The sequence below is a fragment of the Dongia sp. genome (assembly GCF_041910485.1).
Lineage (GTDB): Bacteria > Pseudomonadota > Alphaproteobacteria > Dongiales > Dongiaceae > Dongia.
In genome coordinates, this window is the sequence record NZ_JAYRQR010000044.1 from 67,563 (window position 1) to 91,165 (window position 23,603).

At 60.3% G+C, this 23,603-nt stretch carries 21 protein-coding genes; 10 read left to right on the plus strand and 11 right to left on the minus strand.

The genetic code is table 11. The annotated features are described in order from the left end of the window. Positions 1–62: 62 nt before the first annotated feature. The 7 genes from ACE3PP_RS14030 to ACE3PP_RS14060 all read right to left on the minus strand — a co-directional run bounded on the left by ACE3PP_RS14030 (position 63) and on the right by ACE3PP_RS14060 (position 6,960). On the minus strand, positions 63–1,490 hold the full coding sequence (locus tag ACE3PP_RS14030) for a CpaF family protein (protein ID WP_374383327.1): 1,428 nt from the start codon (positions 1,488–1,490) through the stop codon (positions 63–65). A 42-nt stretch (positions 1,491–1,532) separates the two neighbouring features. Next, entirely contained in the window at positions 1,533–2,735 is a 1,203-nt protein-coding gene (locus ACE3PP_RS14035) for an AAA family ATPase (RefSeq protein ID WP_374383329.1), read from the minus strand. Then, complete coding sequence (locus ACE3PP_RS14040; protein WP_374383331.1) at positions 2,736–3,413, minus strand: CpaD family pilus assembly protein; 678 nt, start codon at positions 3,411–3,413, stop codon at positions 2,736–2,738. 13 nt (positions 3,414–3,426) lie between these two features. Further along, positions 3,427–4,842 (minus strand): type II and III secretion system protein family protein, encoded by a 1,416-nt coding sequence (locus ACE3PP_RS14045; protein WP_374383333.1) that lies wholly within the window; start codon positions 4,840–4,842, stop codon positions 3,427–3,429. A gap of 90 nt (positions 4,843–4,932) precedes the next feature. Further along, entirely contained in the window at positions 4,933–5,889 is a 957-nt protein-coding gene (gene cpaB, locus ACE3PP_RS14050; protein WP_374383335.1) for a Flp pilus assembly protein CpaB, read from the minus strand. A 254-nt stretch (positions 5,890–6,143) separates the two neighbouring features. Further along, positions 6,144–6,650 (minus strand): prepilin peptidase, encoded by a 507-nt coding sequence (locus tag ACE3PP_RS14055; protein WP_374383337.1) that lies wholly within the window; start codon positions 6,648–6,650, stop codon positions 6,144–6,146. A 115-nt stretch (positions 6,651–6,765) separates the two neighbouring features. Then, a complete protein-coding gene (locus tag ACE3PP_RS14060) occupies positions 6,766–6,960 on the minus strand; it encodes a Flp family type IVb pilin (RefSeq protein ID WP_374383338.1) in 195 nt (64 codons plus the stop codon). 542 nt (positions 6,961–7,502) lie between these two features. Between ACE3PP_RS14060 and ACE3PP_RS14065 the strand changes: the two genes are divergently transcribed. After that, entirely contained in the window at positions 7,503–9,095 is a 1,593-nt protein-coding gene (locus tag ACE3PP_RS14065; RefSeq protein ID WP_374383340.1) for a hypothetical protein, read from the plus strand. Between the two features lie 103 nt (positions 9,096–9,198). Next, entirely contained in the window at positions 9,199–10,149 is a 951-nt protein-coding gene (locus ACE3PP_RS14070; protein ID WP_374383342.1) for a diguanylate cyclase domain-containing protein, read from the plus strand. Here the strand turns inward: ACE3PP_RS14070 and ACE3PP_RS14075 are convergent. Continuing rightward, positions 10,146–11,087 carry a LysR substrate-binding domain-containing protein gene (locus tag ACE3PP_RS14075; RefSeq protein ID WP_374383344.1) on the minus strand — a complete coding sequence of 314 codons (942 nt, stop codon included), beginning with the start codon at positions 11,085–11,087 and terminating at the stop codon, positions 10,146–10,148. The genes ACE3PP_RS14070 and ACE3PP_RS14075 overlap by 4 nt on opposite strands. A gap of 106 nt (positions 11,088–11,193) precedes the next feature. Here ACE3PP_RS14075 and ACE3PP_RS14080 point away from each other — a divergent pair, with 106 nt between their 5' ends. Next, positions 11,194–12,729, plus strand: a complete 1,536-nt coding sequence (locus ACE3PP_RS14080; protein ID WP_374383346.1) for a trimethylamine methyltransferase family protein — start codon at positions 11,194–11,196, stop codon at positions 12,727–12,729. 43 nt (positions 12,730–12,772) lie between these two features. Further along, entirely contained in the window at positions 12,773–14,812 is a 2,040-nt protein-coding gene (locus ACE3PP_RS14085) for an FAD-dependent oxidoreductase (protein ID WP_374383348.1), read from the plus strand. 126 nt (positions 14,813–14,938) lie between these two features. Here ACE3PP_RS14085 and ACE3PP_RS14090 read toward each other — a convergent pair whose 3' ends face one another. Further along, a complete protein-coding gene (locus tag ACE3PP_RS14090) occupies positions 14,939–15,208 on the minus strand; it encodes a hypothetical protein (protein WP_374383350.1) in 270 nt (89 codons plus the stop codon). Positions 15,209–15,396: 188 nt separating this feature from the next. After that, positions 15,397–17,793 (minus strand): FAD-dependent oxidoreductase, encoded by a 2,397-nt coding sequence (locus tag ACE3PP_RS14095; RefSeq protein ID WP_374383352.1) that lies wholly within the window; start codon positions 17,791–17,793, stop codon positions 15,397–15,399. Between the two features lie 192 nt (positions 17,794–17,985). On the opposite strand from ACE3PP_RS14095, the gene ACE3PP_RS14100 reads away from it, so the two are divergent. Then, positions 17,986–18,420 (plus strand): hypothetical protein, encoded by a 435-nt coding sequence (locus ACE3PP_RS14100; RefSeq protein ID WP_374383354.1) that lies wholly within the window; start codon positions 17,986–17,988, stop codon positions 18,418–18,420. 57 nt (positions 18,421–18,477) lie between these two features. Here ACE3PP_RS14100 and ACE3PP_RS14105 read toward each other — a convergent pair whose 3' ends face one another. After that, positions 18,478–19,542, minus strand: a complete 1,065-nt coding sequence (locus tag ACE3PP_RS14105) for an alkene reductase (RefSeq protein ID WP_374383356.1) — start codon at positions 19,540–19,542, stop codon at positions 18,478–18,480. Between the two features lie 247 nt (positions 19,543–19,789). Here ACE3PP_RS14105 and ACE3PP_RS14110 point away from each other — a divergent pair, with 247 nt between their 5' ends. The 5 genes from ACE3PP_RS14110 (at position 19,790) to ACE3PP_RS14130 (ending at position 23,472) form a co-directional block, all read left to right on the plus strand. Next, a complete protein-coding gene (locus ACE3PP_RS14110) occupies positions 19,790–20,284 on the plus strand; it encodes a TspO/MBR family protein (protein WP_374383358.1) in 495 nt (164 codons plus the stop codon). A gap of 36 nt (positions 20,285–20,320) precedes the next feature. Next, positions 20,321–20,674 carry a DMT family protein gene (locus tag ACE3PP_RS14115; RefSeq protein ID WP_374383360.1) on the plus strand — a complete coding sequence of 118 codons (354 nt, stop codon included), beginning with the start codon at positions 20,321–20,323 and terminating at the stop codon, positions 20,672–20,674. A gap of 92 nt (positions 20,675–20,766) precedes the next feature. Next, positions 20,767–21,186, plus strand: coding sequence for a cytidine deaminase (locus tag ACE3PP_RS14120; protein ID WP_374383361.1), 420 nt, complete (start codon positions 20,767–20,769; stop codon positions 21,184–21,186). Between the two features lie 97 nt (positions 21,187–21,283). Next, positions 21,284–22,366, plus strand: a complete 1,083-nt coding sequence (locus ACE3PP_RS14125; protein ID WP_374383363.1) for a COX15/CtaA family protein — start codon at positions 21,284–21,286, stop codon at positions 22,364–22,366. A gap of 5 nt (positions 22,367–22,371) precedes the next feature. Next, a complete protein-coding gene (locus ACE3PP_RS14130; RefSeq protein WP_374383365.1) occupies positions 22,372–23,472 on the plus strand; it encodes a GTP-binding protein in 1,101 nt (366 codons plus the stop codon). The last annotated feature ends 131 nt before the right edge of the window (positions 23,473–23,603 follow it).

The window sequence follows — 23,603 nt, forward strand, 5'->3', positions numbered from 1 at the left end:
CCAACGCCACGCCCGCTGTCAATGCGAGCAACAGAATCTGCGGGAGCAATGCGGCCATCTGGCTAGACACTGCTCTCCTCCATGACGTCCGCCAGCTCGCGCTCCTTGCCGAAATAGCGCACGCGCTCGTAGAAGGCGGGACGTAGACCGGTCGACCGGTGCCGACCGACGATGCGCCCCTGCGCATCTTCACCTTGAACTTCGTATATAAAGAGATCCTGCAAGGTCACGACATCACCTTCCATGCCGACGATCTCGCTGACATGCGTGATCTTGCGGGATCCATCTCGTAAGCGTGAAGCCTGGACAATGACGTTGACGGCACCGGCAATCTGTTCGCGTACTGTCTTGGCAGGCAGAGTGTACCCGCCCATCGCGATCATATTCTCGATACGCGAGATGCATTCGCGCGGGTTGTTGGCGTGAATGGTGCCCATGGAACCATCGTGGCCGGTATTCATGGCCTGCAGCAGATCGAACGCCTCTGGTCCGCGGACTTCGCCGACGATGATGCGCTCGGGCCGCATACGCAAGCAATTGCGAACGAGATCGCGCATCGTTACCTGGCCGACACCTTCAAGGTTTGGCGGACGGGTTTCCAAGCGAACCACGTGCGGCTGCTGCAATTGGAGCTCCGCCGCGTCTTCGCAAGTGATGACGCGCTCATTGCGGTCGATATAGTTGGTAAGACAGTTGAGGAGCGTCGTCTTACCCGAACCGGTACCGCCCGAGATGATGACGTTCAATCGGCAATGCCCGATAATCTCGAGCAGGCGGCCACCAGCCGGCGTAATGGTCCCGAACTTCACCAGCTTGTCGAGCGTCAGGCGGTCGCGCTTGAATTTTCGGATGGTCAATGCAGGGCCGTCGATGGCGAGCGGCGGCGCAATGACGTTGACGCGCGAACCGTCCTGCAATCGCGCGTCGCAAATTGGACTTGATTCATCAACGCGGCGGCCCACCGCCTGCACGATGCGCTGGCAGATATTCATCAGCTGCTGATTGTCGCGGAACTTGACATCGGTCAGCTGGATAATGCCGTTTGTCTCGATATAGACCTTGTCGTAGCCGTTGACCATGATGTCCGCGATATCATCGCGCGCCAGCAACGGCTCCAGTGGGCCCAAACCGAGAATATCGTTGCAGATATCCGTGATCAGCGTCTGTTGCTCCGCAGCCGAGAGCATCAGGTTCCGCATATTGATGATTTCGCCGACGATCTCACTGATCGCCTCGCGGACGGCCTTGTGATCGAGCTTGGCGAATTCACCGAGATCGACAGTCGCCATCAGGTCGTTGAAGACGCTGATCTTCACTTCACTGAGGCGATGGTCCATTTCCGCCGAACGGGTGTTCGGAGCAACATTGACTGCGCCGGCCGATGAGGTGGCCGTGGCGACCGGAAGTTGCGCCGGTTTCTCGGCAACATCGGTCCGCGGCGACGGTTTGTCGCCTGGTGTACCGATGGGAGTATTGCGTTTGCCGAACATGCCAGCTTCGAGGCTCGCTTCTCAAATCAGACTGACTTCAGGTCATTTCGACTTGGCCGGTCGCTTTAACCAGCCAAGCAACTTCGGTGATTGTTTCGGGCCGATGTTTCCGCCCTTGCGGCCACCAAGCACCTGCGCAAACTGGCGCAGCTGCTCATTGAGCTTGTGCGATTTGGCGCCCTCGCCGACCATCTGCCCGTTATTCGCCAACTGGGCGAATAGGCCGGGGTCGAACCCGATGGTCAGGCTGGCCGGAACCCCCAACGTATCTTGGAAATCCTTACCGGACAATTGGTTCCGCTTGGCAATGTCCGCCTTGTTGAGAACCAGGCGATTGAGCAACCCGCCACGCCGAGCCTTCAGCCAGTCGAACAGCAGCTTGGTATCGCGCAGGCTGGCCAGGTCCGGGTTGGCGGTGACAACGATTTCATCCGCCTGAACGAGAACACTATTCACCCAGCCATTCCATTGGCGGGGCAAGTCGACCACTACATACTGTGCCATCGAACGAGTGATATCGATGAGCCGGTCGACAGCCTCGATCGTCGGCTCGGCCATATCCTTCAATGACCCGCTTGTCGACAGGACCGAAAAGTTCGGCCCATGCTCGGTCAAGAATCGCTCGACCAGTACGGGATCGATGCGCTCTGCATCGGTCAGCGCTTCCAAGACCGGCTGTTTCGGATCAAGATTCAGCGACAGAGCCATTGTTCCAAAATTGAAATCGAGATCGATTCCAATCACTTCTTCCTGCAGATTGCTGGCAAGCGTCCAGCCGATATTGGCAGCCAGCGTCGAACTGCCGACACCGCCACGACCGCCGATGAAGGCAATGACGCGCCCCTTCGGGGCGGCACTGGCATCTTTGACGCAACTGTTAATCGCCGCTGCGATGTCAGCCGTCGTAACCGGGCCTACCAGATATTCACTGACGCCCTGGCTAATGAGCTGCCGATAGGCCTGTACATCATTGACCGTGCCGATGACTATGACCTTACGCCCCGGCTCCACCACCTCGGCCAACGCCTCAAGGCCACGATGGATGTCGTCTGAACTGCCGTTTTCCTCAACAATGATGAATTGCGGGCTCGGATTGTCGACATAATGCTTGGCAGCGCGCGGCATGCCGCCGAAATGGATTGTGAGCTTCGATTTGACGAATTCGCGATCGCTGGTCAGCGCTGCAAGCGCTGCTTCAGTCTCTTTCGTTTGCGGAAACGCCTCGATGCTGAAGCGGTGAATCACTTATAGGCCTCCGGTGGTTGTCATCGGAGAGATTGCCGGCGTTTCGGAGGAGGCGCCGATCTTGCCGCCGACAATGTACTTCCCGACAACATTGTCACCGCGCGCAGCCAAGCGCCCGGTCGAGGCTTCAGCGTCGACAAGATCACGTGGGTTCACGACCATGGCGGCAATATTGCGTTGCGTCGCACAGCCGAAATTGTAAGTCGTCTCGTTGACTGGCGTGAATTCCGGCCGGTCCTTCCAGGTACCGCACTCGTCGGCCAGCGCGACATAAATCGGGAACTGCATGACGGCACGACCATACTTGGCCGAGTTCGGATCGGTCGCATAGGTCAGCTGAATCGCTTGAGGCGGCACACCGCGTGACGTCAGCACTTGCGTGACATCGGAAGCGAACGACTGGGCAAGTGGATCGTTCGCACTGTTCGCGCCGATCTGTACGTTGATCAGTCCAGCCGCCTTCTTGCCGAAATCGCTGGCAAACTCTTCAATAGCCGGAAGGTTGGCAGTATTGACTTTGCCGCCTGGCGCCGGCTCCAGAATGAGCAGCGCCGTGCGCGTTTCGACCTTGATGGGGTGCTTCAAGCTGTAGTCGTAATCCGCCATGTTTGCTTCGCACGCCGATAGCGTGGCACCGACAAGCAGGCTCAAGAAAGCAGCGATCAAGTGTCGGTTCATGGGTCGATACTCCCTAGCGAATGATATAGCCGATCGGCCCTTGCAGCTGCGGCACCTGCTCCTTCGCCGCGCCATGCCGATTGGTGTAGATATTCTGTAGCCGGCCCAAGAGATAGAAGTCGAGGTCACCAGCTGGTGCAAATCCATCGGTCGGCAACGAGAGCACGTTCGGATCGGTCGGCTGCACGATGAACGCGCGCGCGACGATGACCAATTCCGTCTCTTGCTGTTGGAACGACGTCGAACGAAACAGTGTTCCAAGAATCGGTATGTTCATCAATCCCGGTACGCCACGCAGAGCGTCGGTGATCTCGTTGTTGAGCAAGCCCGCCATCATGATGCTGCCGCCGCTCGGCAGTTCAACTGTCGAGGTGGCCCTGCGAACGATGAAGCTGGGAAGGACGATATCGCCGATCGAAACCGATTCAGTGAAATTGGCCGCGCTGACCTCAGTGGCGATCTTCAAACTGATGCGGCCCTTATCCAGGACGATCGGCAGGAAAGTCAGTGAAACGCCGAAGGGTTTGAAGGTGACGGTGATGACGCCGTCGTCGGTCGCAGTCGGGATCGGCACTTCGCCGCCCGCCAACATGGTCGCGTATTCACCGGAAACAGCCACCAGGTTCGGCTCCGCCAAATTGTTGGCAAGCCCGTGCTGTTCAAGGATCTTCACGGTGGAGTCGATTGCCCCTGGTCCGTCGATGAAGAGAGCGCCCGCCGGCGTTCCCGTGATGGCGCTGCCGGTCACGAGGTCCGAGAAAAAGCCACCGTCAACCGTTGCTGAGGCACCGCCGGTAACGCCGGCAATCGCCAAATCACCGATCGTCGTTGGGCTGATCAGATTTTCCAGCCCCAGTTCCTTGAGGGCGGACTTTTGCACTTCGGCCACAGAGACCTTGATGAGGACCTGCTGCTCGGCCCCAAGACGCATCATATTAATGATCTGCTGATCATTCGCCACAAAGCGCCGGGCAATATTGACGGCCTGCCGTGAGCTCAAGTCCGAACTGGCCGTGCCGTTCAGAACCAGCGAATCCCCAGCCCCCTCGATCGTAATGCGTTCATTGGGCATGGCCGACCGGATGGCGGCTTCAGCTGCCTTGGCGTCCGGATGAACCGATATCTGGAAATTGTCGATCATCTTGCCGCTGGCATCGAGCAAGAACAGGTTGGTCGACCCGACCGTCTTGCCGGCTATGAACAGCTTGGAGGGCGAGCGGATAATAACATCCGCAATATCCGGATTGCCCAGGATGATATCCCGCACGGGCTGAACCAGATTGACCTCAAGAGTGTTGTTGACCGACACCTCTATGCGTTTGTCGACCGGTGTGGTTGACAGCAGCTGATCGATTGGCGCCCCAGTCGGCGTTGTATCGGCAGTGGCCTGCGCATAGGTGTCGCCGGTCGATATGGCGCTCCCCAGCAAACCAATCCCCGCCGCGAGAAGCACTCTCGCCAAAGTGGACCGCAACGAACATCCCTGTTTCATTTTCGCCCGATCATCACTGCCTGGCCGTCACTGGCCAAGGGTTTCCACTGTCACGGCACCGCCGCGGTTGATCCGAATGGTCTGAGCCACTGTCTTGGACGAAGCAACCGGCTCTGCGCCCTCTTCCGGCATCTGGAAAAGCTCGTCGTCGAGCCCGCCCCGCATCAAATCATCAAGCACCTTGCTGGTGTTCCGATCCGTCACGAACAGAGGTGCTTTGGCATCCGCTTCCGCCGCCTCGTCATTGCGCGCCCAGCTGCGCAACGCCAAGACGATCTGGCCCAGCTGCGTCGCGACCAGAATCTTTTGCGCCTGCTCCGACGTCACTTCCATTGTGACCGTTTGCGCGTTCATACCTGGCCCGGCCCCTTCGGGCCGCGCCAAACTCTGGTTCACGGCAATGACCTTGATGTCGCGCATGATGGCCTCGACCGCCACCTGACTGAGAAGATCGCGACCGACATCATCTGCTACACGAGCAAAATCTCGAATATTGCTGATCATGAAGACGTCAACATGATCGTTCGGCAAAATCAAACCAGCAGCGCCGGAACGCGGTGAAACATCGATCGTTACGGTGCGCATGCCAGGAGCCAGTACCGCTGACGTAACGCCGGCGTCGCCGCGCTTGACGATCGCGGCCTGCGTCATTGGCTCTCCTGCCATGATGGCACGGCGTGCCATCGTATCACGAAAACCGGCCAGCGGGTCTTCGCCAGCGGCGCTCTTGATCACGAAGCGCGCATCAATGGCACCCTTGGGCCATTTCTCCCAGCGGAAATCCGTATCACCCAGCACTTCACCAGGATTGACGTCGCGTGCGGAGACCAGCACTTCCTCGACCCCGGCAATGACGGCGTCCTGAGCCACTTGCGCCGGTGCCTGCTGCTGCTGGACGGAAGCCAAAAATCGCGTGGCGAGGAAGGCCGTGAAGACCGCTGCCCCAAGCGCCACCACGATAAGAACGATAACAATTGGCCGCATGAGGCCCCTCTCTCCCGGCGTGCGAACTCCCTAGTGCAAGCCAGAACGATTCATGCGGGCGATTAATTTCGCCCCATCTGTTCCCCGTAAACCATTATTACCAATTTTTGGTTAAGATGCCAGTCGTTTTGCCCGAAAACCCATGCCGCAGGAGAAAGATTCTGCGCTTGGAGTCAAAATGTTGCAGGCTCTTTTAAAGATTTAACAACAAGGAACCTGTCAGGACATCGACCGGCGGAAAAAATGGTTAAATTTCACGAAGGAAACGCCAGGGCCATTAACGGCTTTCCCAAAAGCCCATGCCGCAGCCAAAAATCGAATCCCGCCAAAGCGATGGCTACTCCATAGGGCAAGTGACGCTTGCCCTCATGCATCCCATAAGCCGGCCAGATCCGGGCGAGACCCAGGACCACCAACCCAAGAATTCCACCGAAAATGGCTATGAGAACGAGGAAGCGCCCCAGGCTGAACCCAAACCCCACCCAAATCGCCAAGGCCGCTATCCATTTCGCATCCCCTCCGCCGATCATGCTGAAGCGGTACGCCAGGAGGCCGACGGCAAGCACCAGGAGGCCGGCCAGCAAATGCCAGACACCGGCCGACACCATCGGCTCAGCGAGCAGCACCCAAGCAATGGCAACAAGGGCAGTGGCAAGGGTCAGCCAGTTGGGGAGACGGAACTGGACAATGTCAAAAGTGGCGCCTGTCACCAATAGCCCGACCAGCAGAATTTCACAGGTGGCTACGCCAATCTCTAGCAAGGGAAAACTCTCAGTACGCTGCGCCGAAAACCGGGAAACTTGCGGTAACAATAGCACAAAATAATAACGCGCCGGCTTTGGGAAGCCGGCGCGTCATCCAACAAAAGCCTAAGGCTTAGTTGTTGCTCGTCTGGGCCTTCTGCGAGGCCGTATCCATCTGCGTGCCGATGACCATGAACAGGTTGTTCAGGCCGTTACCGGCGAGCTGGGCGCCGACGAAGATGGCAAGTGCGACGAAGGCGGCGATGAGGCCGTATTCGATCGCGGTCGCACCGGATTCAGACTTAAAGAGCTTTGCCAATTTGGTCATGAGTTCGTCTCCAACTTTTCGAGTACGTTGCAACCGAGGGGGCGACTTCGTGGCCACCACCAAATTTTCTTATTGTGCCGGGGATTCCAAAAATCCCTCTAGGCACTGGTATTGATCATCTAACGCGACTCGTGGTTAAGCAAGTCATTCTATCGGGGGACCGGCACATAATTGTGTGCAGAAGATTCGCTGCGCCCGTCTTTTTTGAACTTTCATTGTTCGTTGGAACTTCAGCAATAACTTGTTAAGGATTGAAATGTGCAATTGTGTATCTCTCAATTCTTAGCCAGTCAGTAATGATAGCTTCCCTGGGCGGCTGGCGCCGCGTCGCCGACATTACCGTTCTGGTCGCCGCGGCATTTGCACTTCATTTCTCACTTGCTGCGCAGTCCGGCATCATCGCTGCCGGCGGCCTGCAGGATAACGACGGTTATATGCGCCTCATCCGGGTGCAGGAGCTGTGGTACAGCGGCGATTGGTACCAAACGCTGACCTCTTCTCTCGGCGCGCCCGGCAAGCTTTCCCTTCACTGGACCCGGCCGTTGGACATTCTCATCCTGCTGCCGGCGCTATTGCTAAAGATATTTGGGCTCCCAATCGATCGGGCCATCTACTGGTCGGGCGTCGCCATTTCTCCCGTGTTGCAGGTTCTCGCTGCCCTCACCACCGCGCGCGCGGCGCGGCTATTGTGGCCCGAATACGATGCCTGGCGCCTTGCCGCTCTCATGGTCCTCCTCAACGGCGCCGCCATGACCTATTGCCTCCCAGGGCGACCTGATCATCACAGTCTGGGCCTCCTTCTAGCGGCGTTATGCACCGGGCAGGCAATTCGCGCCGCGCTGAACACCAGCGATAGCACTAGCGCCGTGAAAGCGGGGGCCTGGGCCGGTGTCGGCGTATGGGTCAGCCCGGAATCGCTGATCGTCATTGCGCCAACGCTGGTGGCCTTTGGCTTTCTCTGGCTGAAGAGTGCCGATCAGCCGCGTGCTTGGGCGCGGCAGGGTCGAAACTTCGGACTGGGGATGACTGCTGTCATTCTTCTCGCTGTCGCCGTCGAGCAACCTCCTGCACTTTGGCTCCACGCCGAATACGACAAGGTATCCCTGCTCTATCTGGCAATCGCTGTCGCCGCCACGCTCGACTTTTGGCTGGCGGAACGCATGCCCTGGCCCGCGTGGAAACGCTTCATCGCGGCCGGCCTGCTTGCCGGCGCCAGCGCCCTTATCTTGGCTGCTCTCTTCCCACATTTCTATCTTGGGCCGCTTGGCAATATCACGACACCGGAGGCCAAGGACTTTCTCGACAACATCAGGGAAATGTCCCCGATCATCCCGATCAATCGAGCAACGATGAACCAGTTTGCCGGGATGGTCGGCAATGCACTCATAGCTCTTGCACTCATTCCATACTGCCTTTGGAAGTGGCGCGGCCAGCCACGTTGGTCAGCAACCTTGCTGGCTTCGCTCATCTACTTGGCGACCTTTGCTGCCACGCTCGCGCACCAACGGATCGCCGTATTTCTTGCGCCCTATGGCGCCCTCCTTGGCTGCGGTGTCTTTGCCGTCCTGTGCAGTCGGGCGCAGAACATGAGGCCGGTGACCAAGATGACCGTGCGCGTCGGCGCAGCGTTCATTGCCGCCTTCGGGGCGCAACTGTGGTTCCTCGTTGCAAAATCGGATACCGCCAGTGCAGCCTTGAACGCCAGTTGCAACCCGAAGCCCGTGGCCGACTGGCTCAACACGGAACATCCGGGCCTTGCAGCGCCCGATCCCATTGGCGCCGAACGGCACTCTCCGATCATCTTTTCCGAATCGATCAACTACCCACCCGAGTTGGCCTATCGCACGCCCTATAGATTTGTCGCCGGCCCCTACCATCGCGCCATCGACGATATAACGGACATGTATCGCGCATCGATCAGCGAGGATGATTTGACGGCACGCGAAGTAATTGGGCGCCGTCATGCGGATTACCTTCTAATCTGCACAACTGCTGTGCCAAAGCTCATCGGTGAATCCGCCGCGAATTCGTTGTATCATCGATTGCTGAGGGGGGATGTTCCGGGATGGTTGCGGCCGCTGCCGATGTCGGCAGAGGCCAACCGAGAGTTTCGCCTCTTCGCCGTGCAACATTGATTCTTCGCCGTGCAACATTGATTGAGGTAAGGCATTTTGACCTAGGAACGACGATCCTGAGAGGGTAGTATCCTTTGATGGTTTTAATCGTTCCGGTGGCAAGATGTCGGAAAATGAAAACGAGATGGCGCGTGAAAAAGCTCTGATCCTGGTGGTCGACGATTCACCAACCAACCTCGCCATCATGAACGTGGTGTTGCGCGACATTTATCAGGTCATCACTGCCAGCAACGGGACTGATGCCATCTCGCTTGCCGCCGCCGAGGATCCCGATCTCATCATCCTCGACATCATGATGCCGGGGATGGACGGGTATGAGATCTGCGACCGACTGAAGGCCAACCCCTACACGCGCGACATTCCGGTCATGTTCGTGACCGCGATGGATCAGGAGCGACAGGAAGCCAAAGGCCTGGCACTCGGTGCCGTCGATTACATCGCCAAGCCAGTCAGTCCGCCCATCGTGCTGGCACGTGTCCGCAATCAGCTGGAGTTGAAGCGTCAGCGCGACTTCCTGCGCCGCCTCTCCGCTGTCGACGGATTGACCGGCATCGCCAACCGCCGCGCCTTCGAAGAAGATTTCGACCGCGAGTGGCGTCGCGCCGTGCGCTTGAAAACTCATGTCTCGGTCTTCCTGACCGATATCGACAATTTCAAAGCTTACAACGATGCCTACGGCTACCTTGCCGGCGACGATTGCCTCCGCATCCTCGCCCAAGCGATGACCAAGGCCATGTTGCGCCCCGGCGATCTGCTGGCGCGCTACAGCGGCGAGGAATTCGTCGGCCTGATGCCGGATACCGACGCCAGCGGCGCGACTATCGTTTGCGAACGCCTTCTCAATGCCACGCGCGCGCTGTCATTGCCGCACGCGCATTCGGCGACAGCACCCATCGTCACAGTCTCGATCGGTGCCGCCATCTGCCGGCCGGCGCCGCATAGCGACCGGGCAGGTCTCTTCAAACTGGCTGGCGACGCGCTCTATGCCGCCAAAAAAGGCGGTCGCAATCAGTTGCGCGTCTTCGAGATGCCGGACTCGGTTACCGCGATCTAGCGCGCGGCAAGAGACGTCGGCCAAGCTGGCGCCGGTATCGGCGGGTTGCCGGCCAGCCAATCACGCACGATCTCGGCTTCCGGCGCCAAATTGACTCCATGCGGCCAAACGATGTGAAACGAAAGGCCCGTCACCCACGGCCGGTCAACGGGATGTGTCAGCAACCCGCGGGCAACCAGATGATCGGTCTGATGCCGCCACCCAAGGGCGATCCCCTGTCCCTCCAAGGCCGCGCCAACAACCAGCGCATAATCGTTGAGATGGAGGCCTGCCTCGTCGGGCGCCTTGGCAATGCCCATCGCCCGGAGATAGTCGGTCCAACTGGGACGGGGGCGAAAAGGTTCATCCAGATGGATCAGACGCTGCTTCAATAGATCGGCCAGCGTCGCGAGTGTCCCGGCACGCTCCAGATAGGCGGGGCTGCAGATGGGAATGATCGCTTCATCGACCATCATGACGGAATCATAGCCCGGATAGCGACCATCGCCGCGCCGGATCGCCAGGGAAACGCCCTCGGCACCGAGGTCGATGTCCTTATCCGTTGTCTGCAGCCGCAGATCGATGCCGGGATTGTCCTGCCGGAACAGCGAGAGGCGCGGCAACATCCACCAGGAGGCAAAAGCGGTGGAACAGGAGAGCGTCACATGCGTGCCCCCTTGGCTGCGGCGCACGGTCTCGGTCGATCGACGGATATGTTCGAGCGCCAGCGTTACGTCCTGATGATAGCGCCGCCCTTCCTCGGTCAGCTTCACCCGCTGATGTTCACGCCGGAACAGGGCCGTTCCCACCGCCGCCTCGAGCTGCTTCATGGCGTAGCTGACGGCCGCCTGGGTCATATTGAGCTCCTGCGCCGCCTTAGTGAAACTGGCAAAACGCCCCGCGGCCTCGAAAACGACCAGGGCATTCAGGGGTGGCAATTGCATACGCAGCAAGTTCATAAGTTCAACTTATCAACTTCCTGATTTTTTTCCAGGATTACATAGCTGGCACACCAGCTAGCATCATGCACAGAGCTTTACTTCAAGGACGTGACAAGGCCATCCCATGAGCGAGCCCGCCGCCAGCCCCCCGCCAAGCCGCCAGCGCAACCGCACCCGCTCGCGCCCGACCATTGCGGCCCCGGCTTATATCCGTCGCAAGATACCAACCTATGCCTTCCTTGAGCCGGATGGCCTCGACCGCCTTCACACCCAAGCCGAACAGATCCTGGCGGAAATCGGCGTCGAGTTCCGCGGCGACGATGCGGCGTTGGATCTATGGCGCAAGGCGGGGGCCAAGGTCGAAGGGCAACGCGTTCGTTTCGAACCCGGCATGGTCACCGAGATCATCCAGAAGACGACCCCCAAGACCTTCATCCAGCACGGCCGCGACCCGCAGCATTCGGTCGAAATCGGGGGCGATTCGGTGGTCTTTTCGCCCGCTTACGGGTCTCCCTTTGTCTACGATGTAGAACAAGGGCGCCGTTACGGCTCGCTCGCGGACTTCAAGAACTTCGTGAAGATGGCCTGGATGTCGCCGTGGCTGCACCATTCGGGCGGCACCGTCTGCGAGCCGGTCGATGTGCCGGTCAACAAGCGCCACCTCGATATGGTCTATGCCCATATCAAGCATTCGGCGAAACCCTTCATGGGTTCGGTCACGGCGCCGGAACGCGCTGAAGATTCGATCGAGATGTGCCGCATCCTGTTCGGCGCCGATTTCGTCGACAAGAATTGCGTCATCCTCGGCAACATCAACACCAACTCGCCCCTCATCTTCGACGGCGTCATGTCGCAAGGTCTTCGGGCCTATGCCCGGGCCAACCAGGCCGCCGTCGTGGTGCCCTTCATCCTCGGCGGCGCCATGGGGCCGGTGACGACAGCCGGTGCGATCGCCCAGGCCCATGCCGAAGCGATGGTGGGCGTCGCCCTCACTCAGTTGGAACGTCCCGGCGCGCCGGTGATCTACGGCAATTTCCTGAGTTCGATGTCCCTGCGGTCCGGCGCGCCGACCTTCGGCATGCCGGAGCCGGCGATGGCCTATCTCGCCATCGGCCAATTGGCCCGGCGCCTCGGCGTGCCCTTGCGTTGCGGCGGTTCGCTCACGGCCTCGAAGCTCGCGGATTCGCAGGCGGCGCAGGAGAGCGCTGATTCCCTATGGCCGGCACTATTGGGCGGCGCCAATTTCATTCTGCATGCCGCCGGCTGGCTCGAAGGCGGCCTCGTCATGGGCTATGAGAAGTTCGTGCTCGATTGCGACCATCTCGGCATGATGCACAAGCTGATGGGCGGGCTCACCTTCGACGACAACACGCTGGCGATGGATGCCTTCCGCGAAGTCGAGCCCGGCAAGCATTTCCTCGGCTGCGCCCATACGATGGCGAACTACACGACCGCCTTCTACGATTCCGATCTCGCCGATAACGATTCCTTCGAACAATGGCGCGATGCCGGTTCCAACGCGGCCGAAACCCGCGCCGTCAAGCGCTGGAAGGCGTTGCTCGCGAGCCATACCGATCCGGCGCTTGATCCGGCGATCGACGAGGCCCTGTGCGACTTCATGGACCGCAAGAAGGCCTCGATGGCCGACGCCTGGTACTGATTCCAACCGAACCGAAGACCCAAGCCACACATCGGAGATCCGCATGGCCGATCCCTTGCTGCAGCCATATCGCCTGAAGCATCTCAACCTGAAGAACCGAATCTTCTCGACCTCGCATGAGCCGGCCTATTCCGTCGGCGGCATGCCGGCGGAACGCTATCAGGCGTATCACGAGGAGAAGGCCAAGGGCGGCGCCGCCATGACCATGATCGGCGGTTCATCGGTGGTGGCCAAGGATTCGCCGCAGGCCTTCGGCAACCTCTACATTCACGACGATGCGATCATTCCGCATTTCAAGAAGCTCGCCGCGCGCGTTCACGCCCATGACTGTGCCGTCATGTGCCAGATCACGCATCTCGGTCGGCGCACCTCCTGGCACAAGGAAAACTGGCTGCCGGTCATTTCCGCCTCGCATCAGCGCGAGCCGGCGCATCGTTCTTTTCCGAAGACGATGGAGGATTTCGACATTGCCCGCGTCGTGAAAGCCTATGGCGAGGCGACCAAGCGCGCCCGCGCCGGTGATCTCGACGGGGTCGAGGTCGAAGCCTATGGTCATCTCTTCGATGCGTTCCTGTCGCCCCGCACCAACACGCGCGAAGACAATTACGGCGGCAGCCTGGAAAACCGCATGCGCTTCGGCCGCGAAGTGCTGACCGAGATGCGCCGCCAGGCCGGCAGCGATTTCATCATCGGCGTCCGCATGGTGATCGACGAGGCCGAGGCTGACGGTTTGCGCTTCGAGGAAGGCATCGAGATCGCTCGCCAATTCCACGCAGACGGGCTGATGGATTTCCTCAACATCATCGTCGGCACGATCGATACCGATGAAGCGCTGTCGCATATCATTCCGCTGATGGGGACGCCCGCCGGGCCGAATTTTGCCAAGGTCAAGGCGGCGCGCAATCTCCTGCCCGGCCTGCCCATCTTCCACGCCGCCCGCGTCAATGACCTGGCGACGGCCCGCCATTGGATCAGCGACCAGGCCGTCGACATGATCGGCATGACCCGCGCCCATATGGCCGACCCGCATATCGTTGCCAAGATGATGCGGGGCGAGGAAGAGCGCATCCGCCCCTGTGTCGGCGCCGGCTATTGCATCGACCGCATCTATCAGGGTGGTGAGGCTCTCTGCCTCCACAATCCGGCAACGGGCCGCGAAGAGACGATGCCGCACGTTATCACCGCAAGCACCGGCCCGAAGAAGAAGATCGTCATCGTCGGCGCCGGTCCAGCGGGCCTCGAAGCGGCGCGCGTTTCCGCCCTGCGCGGGCACAAGGTCACCGTCTTCGAGGCGACCGACCGGGTGGGTGGCCAGGTGGCCCTCGCCGCCAAGGTCATCCGGCGCAAGGAACTGGTCGGCATCACCGACTGGCTCTATGCCGAATGCCAGCATGCCGGCGTCGAGTTCCGCTTCAACACCTTTGCCGAAGGCAGCGACATCGCCGCCGAGAAACCCGACATCGTCATCGTCGCCACCGGCGGCACACCCAATACCGCCCCCTTTGCCGAAGGCGGAGAATTGGCGCTGTCGACCTGGGACGTGCTGTCAGGCCAGGTGGCACTCTCCGACGACATCATTCTTTATGACGATGAAAGCGGTCACGAGGCCCTGTCGACCGCCGAATATCTCACCAGTAAAGGCATCAAGTTCGAGATCGTGACGCCGGAGCGGATGGTGGGTGCCGAAGTGGGCGGCCTCAACTATCCCGCTTACTACAAGGCCTTCTATCAGGGCGATGTGAAGGTAACGCTCAATCTGCGCATGAAGAAGATCGCCAAGGTGGGCAATCAATTGGTTGCCAGCCTGCACAATCCTTATGACAAATCGACCGTAGAGCGCCGCGCCCAGCAGATCATCGTGGCGCACGGCAACCTGCCGGCCGACGCGGTCTATTTCGACCTCAAGGAACAGAGCGTCAATCGTGGCGAAATCGATATCGACGCCTTTATCGACGGCCGCCCGCAGACGCTCAAATCGAACGCGGCGGGATCCTTCCAGCTGTTCCGCATCGGCGATGCGGTTGCCGCCAGAAACATCCACGCCGCGATCTATGACGGCCTGAGGTTGTGCAAAGTGTTCTAAGCGCACCCCCCTCCCCGCCCCTCCCCCTCAAGGGGGGAGGGAGTTATGCCGAGCGATAGCGACTGTCTCGCTTCAGTCCTCTCCCCCTTGAGGGGGAGAGTTAGAGAGGGGGGGGTATCTCAGCGCCTACACCGTCGGCTTCACGCCGATCAGGTTGAGCGCCTTGGTCAGATCCTTGACACCATCGGCGGCCTTGTTGCCATGACATGCCTTTTCACCGGCCTTCGCATCCTTCTCGGCTGCCGCGAACTTGGCATGATCCTTGTGCGTCTTGGCCACATCGTTCCACTGACCGATCAGCGCGGTGCATTTTTCGGCCGGGGTCGACGCCGCCATCGCCGTACCGGAAACGAGCATCGTGGCAGCCAGGGCGCCCAGAAGCAGACGAGTGTTCATGATCATTCTCCCGAATTTTGAACTTGCGTCGAGCGGTGGTCGGCCGTCCGTCCGGGCGGTCTAGGCCGTCGCTCGTGGGGAGAAATCTCCGGCACGCGGGTAACGCCGGAATGTCAAAAATGCGTGAAAAGTGAAACGGCGCGTATCGCCCCGCGCCGTTGTCACCGACCGTTACAATTTAGTCGAGTTCAGCTGCGCAGGCGGCTGGAACTGGGGTCGAAGGGGGCTTCCTTGAGGCGGCTGGCCGCCACCCGCTTGCCGAGCACTTCGACCTCAAACTGGTCCCCCGCCACCGGCAAGTAGGCCAGTGCGAGTTGCTTGCCGACCGAATGTCCGAAATAGCCAGACGTGACGCGCGCCACGGCCTTGCCGCCGGCGAAGATCGGCTCAGCACCCATGATATCGATCTCCTGGCTGGCAACTTCCAACAGCCAGATCTTGCGGGTGAGCGGTTCCTTGAACTGCTTCTCGGCCGCCGCGCGGCCGATGAAATCGCCCTTGTCGAACTTCACGAAGCGGCCCCAATCGGCTTCCGCTGCATTATAGTCGGCCGTAAAATCTCGGCCCCAGGAACCGTATCCCTTCTCCATGCGCATGGAGTGGAGCGCGCGCACGCCGAAAAGCTTCAGACCGTGTGCGGCACCGGCCGACCGCAGGCGTTCGAAGACGTGGATGAGATTGTGGGGTGCCACGTAGATTTCATAACCCAGCTCACCGGTGAAGCTCGCGCGGATCACCAGCGCGTCGGCCAACCCCACCTGGATCTGACGGGCATGGAGAAACGGGAACGCGGTGTGACCGAGATCGGTTTCGGTGAGCTGCTGCAAAACGTCCCGCGCCTTGGGCCCGGTCAGCGACAAGCCGGAATAGTCCGTCGTCACATTGCGGATGGAAACGCGCTCGCCTTTGGCATGGGTGCCAAGCCAACGCGTGTAATAGATCTCGGCCGCGCCGGAACCAATCATCAGGAAGGTGTCCTCCGCCGTTCGCGTCACGGTGAGATCACCGAAGATGCGCCCGTTGGGCGACAGCATCGGACAGAGGACCGTACGACCGAGAGCCGGCAGCTTGTTGCTGACCATGCGATCGAGGAACTTCGCGGCATCTGGGCCTGAGACTTCGATCTTGCCATAGCTCGACGTTTCCCAGATGCCGACATGCTCGCGTACCGCCTTCACCTCGGCCGCCACGTGGGCAAAGGCATTGGAACGGCGATAGGTTGGCTCTTCCTTGGTGCCCTTGGGGGCGAACCACAGCGGGTATTCCCAGCCGAAGGACGCGCCGAACAGGGCGCCCTCGTCTTTCATCAACGGATAGATCGGCGAGGTCTTCAACGGCCGCGCCGCCGGCAGTTCCTCGTTCGGGAAGGTCATGGTAAAGCGGCGGCGATAATTCTCCGTCGTCTTCTCGATGGTGAAGGCGCGGTTGTTGTGCGGGCCAAAGCGCGCCACGTCCATCGCGAACACATCCATGCCCGGCTCGCCGTCGATAATCCAGTTGGCGACGACCATGCCGACGCCGCCGCCCTGGCTGAAACCAGCCATCACACCGCACGCGGTGAAATAGTTGGTGAGACCCGGCACCGGACCGACCAGCGGGTTGCCGTCGGGCGCGAAGACCATCGGCCCGTTGATGGTGCGCTTGATGCCGCCCTTCTCCAGGCAGGGATAGCGCGTCATGGCGAATTCCAGCGCCGACCAGATGCGGTCGACATCTTCCTGCAGCAGCTCATGGCCGAAATCCTGCGGCGTGCCTTTCAGCGCCCAATGCCGGCAATCATGCTCATAGGTGCCGATGAGCAGCCCCTTCTGCTCCTGCCGCATATAGCTTTCGCCCTCGAAATCGATCGTCATCGGGATCTCGTGATCCAGCGTCTCGACCTCGGGGATCGCGTTGGTGACGATGTACTCATGCTCCATCGGCAGGATGGGGAGATCGATCCCCGCCAGACGTCCCACTTCGCGCGCCCACAGGCCGCCCGCATTCACCACATACTCGGCCTCGATCGTGCCTTCCTTGGTGACGATCAGCCAGTGGCCGTTCGGCTTCTGCTTCAACTCCAGCACGGGGTTGCGCAGCGAGATCGTGGCACCCTTGTTCTTGGCGGCCTTCGCATAGGCATGGGTGACGCTGGACGGATCGACATGACCGTCGGCCGGGTCGAACATCGCCTTGGTGAATTTCGAGGTATCGACCAGCGGGTTGATCTTCTTCACCTCGTCCATGCTGACTTCATGGAGGCCGATCCCGAGATAGTGCGCCTTGGCGAGCTCGGTCTTGAAATATTCGGCGCGCGCCTCGGTACCGGCGAGGTAGAGGCAACCGACCCGGTGCACACCGCAGGATTGGCCCGATTCCCGCTCCAGCTCCTCATAGAGCTTCACGGTATAGGCCTGCAGGTGCGACATGTTCGGATCGCCGTTGATCGTGTGCATGCCGCCGGCAGCGTGCCAGGTCGAGCCGGAAGTAAGCTCCGATCGCTCGACCAGCATGACGTCGGTCCAGCCGCGCTTGGTGAGGTGGTAGAGCACACTGACACCGACCACGCCGCCACCGATGACGACCACGCGCGCCTGCGATTTCATGATACCGGGACCCCTTACACTTCAGTTGGATAGTAGGTGCTTAACTAAGCCACGCAGCCTTAGCCAGTGAAGCCTGGAAAACTCATAATTCAGGTGAGTTTTCGTTTCCCGGTATGAATTGATATTCCGTTTGCAAAACACTCGCATTATTTGTTAGAACAATACGAGTACGAGCAAGGAGGAGGAAGCGAAATGGATGCCGACATGCACCAGCTAATCAGCGCCGCGATCGGGGCCGCAACTCTAGCAGTTTCGACTTATCTCGGAATTACACGGGATACCAAGGGCGTGCGGATAAACCGGATGCATTACGCGTTCGCCATGCTCTTTATCCTCTTCGCCATATGGGTTGGAGGGAACTTTGTCGTCGTCATCCTGGCGATGAATCTTCGTGCCGCAGAAGGAAATGTCCAGCAATCGCAGATCATCATGCAATTGGTTGTGAGCGTACTCATTGGTGTCCCAGGCCTGACGGCATTGATGCGCACCTCTTCAGGAAGGTGCCGCGACGCCGGCTATGGATCCCGCATCGCCTATCTGGGGGCGACGCCTCTATTGCAGATTCTCTTCTGGATCTGGCTGCTGTTTCCCAGATCCGCAGCTAGGCCACAAACGGCCGCAGCATAAGAAAAAGGCCCCGCCGACTCTATCGGCGGGGCCTTGTGATTTGAGCAACCGGTTGGATCAGGCGTCAACCAGATCGAGAGCCGGATAGTCGATATAGCCTTTTTCGCCACCGCCATAGAAAGTCGATGCGTCCCATTCATTGAGCTTGGCGCCGGTGGCAAAGCGCTTCGGCAGATCCGGGTTCGCAATGAACAATTTGCCGAATGCGACTGCATCCGCTCGCCCGCTCGCGAGAATCGCCTCGGCGCCTTCCTGGCTGAAGCCTTCATTGGCGACATAGGTGCCGCCGAAGGCCTTCTTGAGCGACGGACCAAGGCTGTCTTCGGCCACATGTTCGCGGGCAGCGATGAAGGCGAGCTTGCGCTTGCCGAGCTGCTCGGCAACATAGCCGAAAGTCGCCGCCGGATCGGAATCGCTCATGTCATGGGAGTCACGGCGCGGTGCCAGGTGCATGCCCACGCGGTTCGGGTTCCAGACCTTAAGTACGGCATCGGTCGCTTCCAGCATCAGCCGGGCGCGGTTTTCGACCGAACCGCCATATTTGTCGCTGCGCTTGTTGGTTCCATCCTGCAGGAACTGGTCGAGCAGATAGCCGTTGGCGCCGTGCAGTTCGACGCCGTCGAAGCCGGCCTTCTTCGCGTTTTCGGCGCCCTGCGCGTAGGCCGCGACGATACCCGGGATTTCATCGAGTTCCAGCGCGCGCGGCGTCACATAGGGCCGCTGCGGGCGTACGAGGCTGACATGGCCCGCCGGCGCAATGGCACTCGGCGCAACGGGCAAATCGCCATTGAGGAAGATCGGGTCGGAAATGCGCCCGACATGCCACAACTGCAGGAAGATATGGCCGCCCTGGTCATGCACGGCCTTGGTGATCTTGCGCCAGCCATCGACCTGGGCCTCGGACCAGATGCCGGGCGTATCGGCATAGCCGACACCCTGCGGCGTCACTGCCGTCGCCTCGGTCAGGATCAGCCCTGCCGAAGCGCGCTGGCTGTAATAGGTGCGCATCAGGTCATTCGGCGTCCGATTGTCCACCGCGCGCGCACGCGTCAGCGGTGCCATGAAGACCCGGTTGGGCAGGTGCAGATCACCGACTGTAATGGGGTCCAGAAGCTTGGCCATGTGGCTACCTGTCATTTTGGGTTTGAAGATAGGGAGAGGGGAAAGCTGGTCGCGAAGGCCAGACGTGCCCCCGTATCAAACAAGCTAAGGAGGCTGACTGCAGCGCACAATGCGCGCTACTGCGGGGGCTGCATTGCTCTGTGTGCAAATCCAGAATTTACACAAGGTTAGTGGTCAATTTTTAGGCAACTGAACGAAACACTGGTTTCGTTCGTACACACCTTGAAGGGCAACAGGAGCAAATTTCATGACGCCGAGCGAACGAATTTCAAAAAACCACGCGATCTGGGTGTTCCTCGCCCTCATTGCCCTCAACTTGCTCGTTTCGGCGGTTGGCGGCGCCATCACAGCCAGCAGCGTCAATGACTGGTACGCACAATTGGCCAAGCCGAGTTTCAATCCGCCGAACTGGATATTCGCGCCGGTTTGGTCCCTCCTCTACCTGATGATGGCGATCGCCGCCTGGCGCATCTGGCGTGAATCCGGTTTCCGCGCAGCGCGCAGTGCATTGCTCCTTTACGGTGCGCAACTTGCCGTCAATCTGTTGTGGTCAGCCCTGTTCTTTGGTCTGCAGCAGCCCGTTATCGCTCTGGTTGCTTGCCTGGTGCTCTTGGCATTGATTTCAGCAACGGGCTGGGCTTTCCTGCGGCATGACCTTGTGGCTGCAGTCCTGTTTCTTCCCTATATTGCCTGGGTCGCATTTGCCTGTCTGCTGAACGGCGCGATCGTCGCGCTGAGTTGATCTGCCGACCGGTCATCTCTCACATAGAGGATTTGAATGCCGTCTTTCCTGACGCCGCAACTGACACCGATCGTTCTGCTGTGCATTTCGAACGTCTTCATGACGTTTGCCTGGTACGGCCATCTCAAATTCACGGGCAAGCCGTTGTGGGTGGTGGTGCTGGTGTCCTGGGGCATCGCGTTCATCGAATATTGCTTCGCCATTCCGGCGAACCGGGTCGGCCATAGCGTCTATTCGGCCGCCGAGTTGAAGACGATGCAGGAGATCATCACTCTTATTGTCTTCTGCGCCTTCTCCTGGGCCTATCTCGGCGAGGCGATCCGCTGGAACCATGCGGTGGGCTTCGCCCTCATCGCCGCCGCCGGCTTCTTCGTCTTTCATAAATGGTGAGGGATGGTGGCCACCCATGATTGCCGCCCATGATTGCTGCTGGGCCGGCGATCAGGCATCATTGGCCTCAATATCCTGAAAGAGGTTCCATTTTGTCCACCCTCGCCCCGGCCGACCGGGAATTGCTGGCTGCTGCCACCGATTTCATCCGCACCCGCTATGTGGAGAACCGCCATCATATCGGTGCCGCGGTACGTGGCGGATCGGGCCGGGTCTATCTGGGCCTCCATCTCGATACCTATGTCGGGCGCTGCTCCGTCTGTGCCGAGGCTGTCGCCCTGGGCGCGGCCCTCTCCGCCGGCGAGGCAAAGATCGATGCCATCGTCTCGGTGCGCCACCCGCGCCCCAAGGAACTCCATGCCGAGCCGAAAGTCGTCTCGCCTTGCGGCATCTGCCGGGAAATGCTGACGGATTTCGCCCCCGGCAGCGCCGTGATCATGGCGCGGGGAGACGATCTGGTGCGCGTCCCGGTCGGCGAATTGCTGCCCGAAAAGTACCGCCGCGCCCCCTGAAATCGGGCGATTCCGGTTGTTTCCTGGGCATCGGCCTGGGGGCTTTCCTTTTGCGGCGGCGGGACTATGCTCCGGCCGCCCAAAGGTTACGAGCATCATGAGCCAGGTCCTGACACAAGCTGCCCCCGTCCCCAGCACCGCCGGCGCCGCCAGCGCGCGCCGTGCCATTGGCCTGTGGCTCCTTGCCTGCTGCCTCATGGTGGCGGTCATGGTGCTGCTGGGCGGCATCACGCGCCTTACCGATTCCGGCCTTTCCATCATGGAATGGAAGCCGATCATGGGTGCCCTGCCGCCCATGAGCGACGCGGCCTGGGACCATGTCTTTGCTCTCTACAAGCAGATCGCCGAATACAAACACATCAATCCCGACATGACGGTGGAGGGCTTCAAGAGCATCTTCTGGTGGGAATATCTGCATAGGTTGTGGGGCCGACTGCTGGCTGTCGCTTTCCTCATTCCCTTCCTGTGGTTCCTGATCCGTGGCCGCCTGACCAAGGCCGAAGCCCCGCGCCTCCTCGCCTTGTTCGCCCTTGGCGGCCTGCAGGGTTTTGCTGGCTGGTTCATGGTGGCGAGCGGCTTTCAGGACCGCACCGATGTCAGCCAGTACCGCCTCGTCATTCATCTGATGCTGGCGCTCGGCATCTTCGCGCTGATGCTGTGGTTCGCCCTTGACTATCTCGATGCGCGGGCCTTGCGCGGTGTGCGCGACCAGGCGCGGGATCTCGTCCGCCACGCCAAGTGGATGAACGCCCTCATCGCTTTCCAGATCGCACTCGGTGGTCTGGTCGCCGGCACCGATGCCGGCTTTATCTACAACGATTTCCCGATGATGGCCGGACATTGGCTGTCGCCCGATCTTTTCACCACCTCGCCCTGGTATCTCAACTTCACCGAGAATTTGGCGATGGTGCAGTTCCAGCACCGCCTGACCTCCGGCTTCGTGGCGATCGCCGTGATCAGCTTCCTCGTGCGCCTGCGCCGCCGCGATCTCGATCCGACACTGAAACGCCGCGCCATCTCCCTGCCCTTCGCACTTGCCGCGCAGGCGTTCCTTGGCATGGCAACACTCATCCTAGTGGTGCCGATCTCGCTTGCGGTGCTGCATCAGCTCGGCGCCTTCGTCCTGCTGGGTTGCGGTCTTGTCATCCAGCATGGTCTGACGCGGATCGCGCGGAGCTGACGGTCATGGCCGAAGCGCATGTCAATGAACCACCGGCCGAGCGCCTGCCCGTTTCCGTCATCACCGGCTTTCTCGGCAGCGGCAAGACGACCTTGCTGAAGCATCTTCTCGCCCAGCCGGAAATGGGCGAGACAGCCGTCATCATCAATGAATTCGGCGAAGTGGGGCTCGATCACCTGCTGGTCGAAAAGGCCGAGGATGACACGATCCTCCTCGAATCCGGTTGCCTCTGCTGCACCATCCGCGGTGATCTCATCGATGCCATGCGCCGCCTCTTCAAGCGCCGCGCCAAGGGCGAAATCCCGCCCTTCAAGCGCGTCGTCATCGAGACGACGGGGCTTGCCGATCCGGCGCCCATTCTCCATACGTTGATGCAGGATCCGGTCCTCACCTCCGTCTATCGCCTCGACGGCGTCATCGCGACGGTCGATGCGGTCAATGGCGAGACGCAGATGGACCGGCAGATGGAGCCGGTGAAGCAGGCCGCCGTCGCCGACCGGCTGCTCATCACAAAATCCGATTTGACGACCACGGAAGCGCTGGACGCGCTGGAGCGGCGCCTGCGCCGTCTCAACCCGGCCGCGTCGATCCAGCAGATCGTCGGTGGCGCGGTGGCGCCGCAATCGCTTTTCAACGCCGGCCTCTATAACCCGGAAACCAAAAGCCTCGACGTGCAGCGCTGGTTGAAGGAAGAGGCTTACGCCGACCCGCGCGCGCACCATGATCATGACCATCACGACCACGATCATCATGAGCATGGCCTCGACCGCAATCGCCACGACGATCACATCCGCGCCTTCTGTGTCACGCGCGAGGCGCCGCTCGACTGGGCCAAGTTCTGCAACTGGATCGACATGCTGACGGCGACGCGCGGGCCGGATCTTTTGCGCATCAAGGGCATGCTCAATGTCGCCGGCGAGAGCCAGCCGGTCGCCATTCACGGTGTGCAGCATCTTTTCCATCCGCCGGTCCTGCTGCCGGGCTGGAGCGGCGACGATCGCCGCTCGCGCCTCGTCTTCATCACCCGCGATCTCGACCAGGCCTTTTTGACCGAATCCCTGGCGGCCTTCCTGGATGACCAGAATCCTGCGCCCGGCGCGGCCTGAACGCCGACCGACGCTGGAAATAGTCAGTTCCCGCCACGGATTAACGGTCTCCCGCCGTTTTTCGGTTTTGCAATCCCGGGAACATTGCTAGTTTTCGGCTGGATTGGGGAAAGGCGGGCGACCCAGCAAAG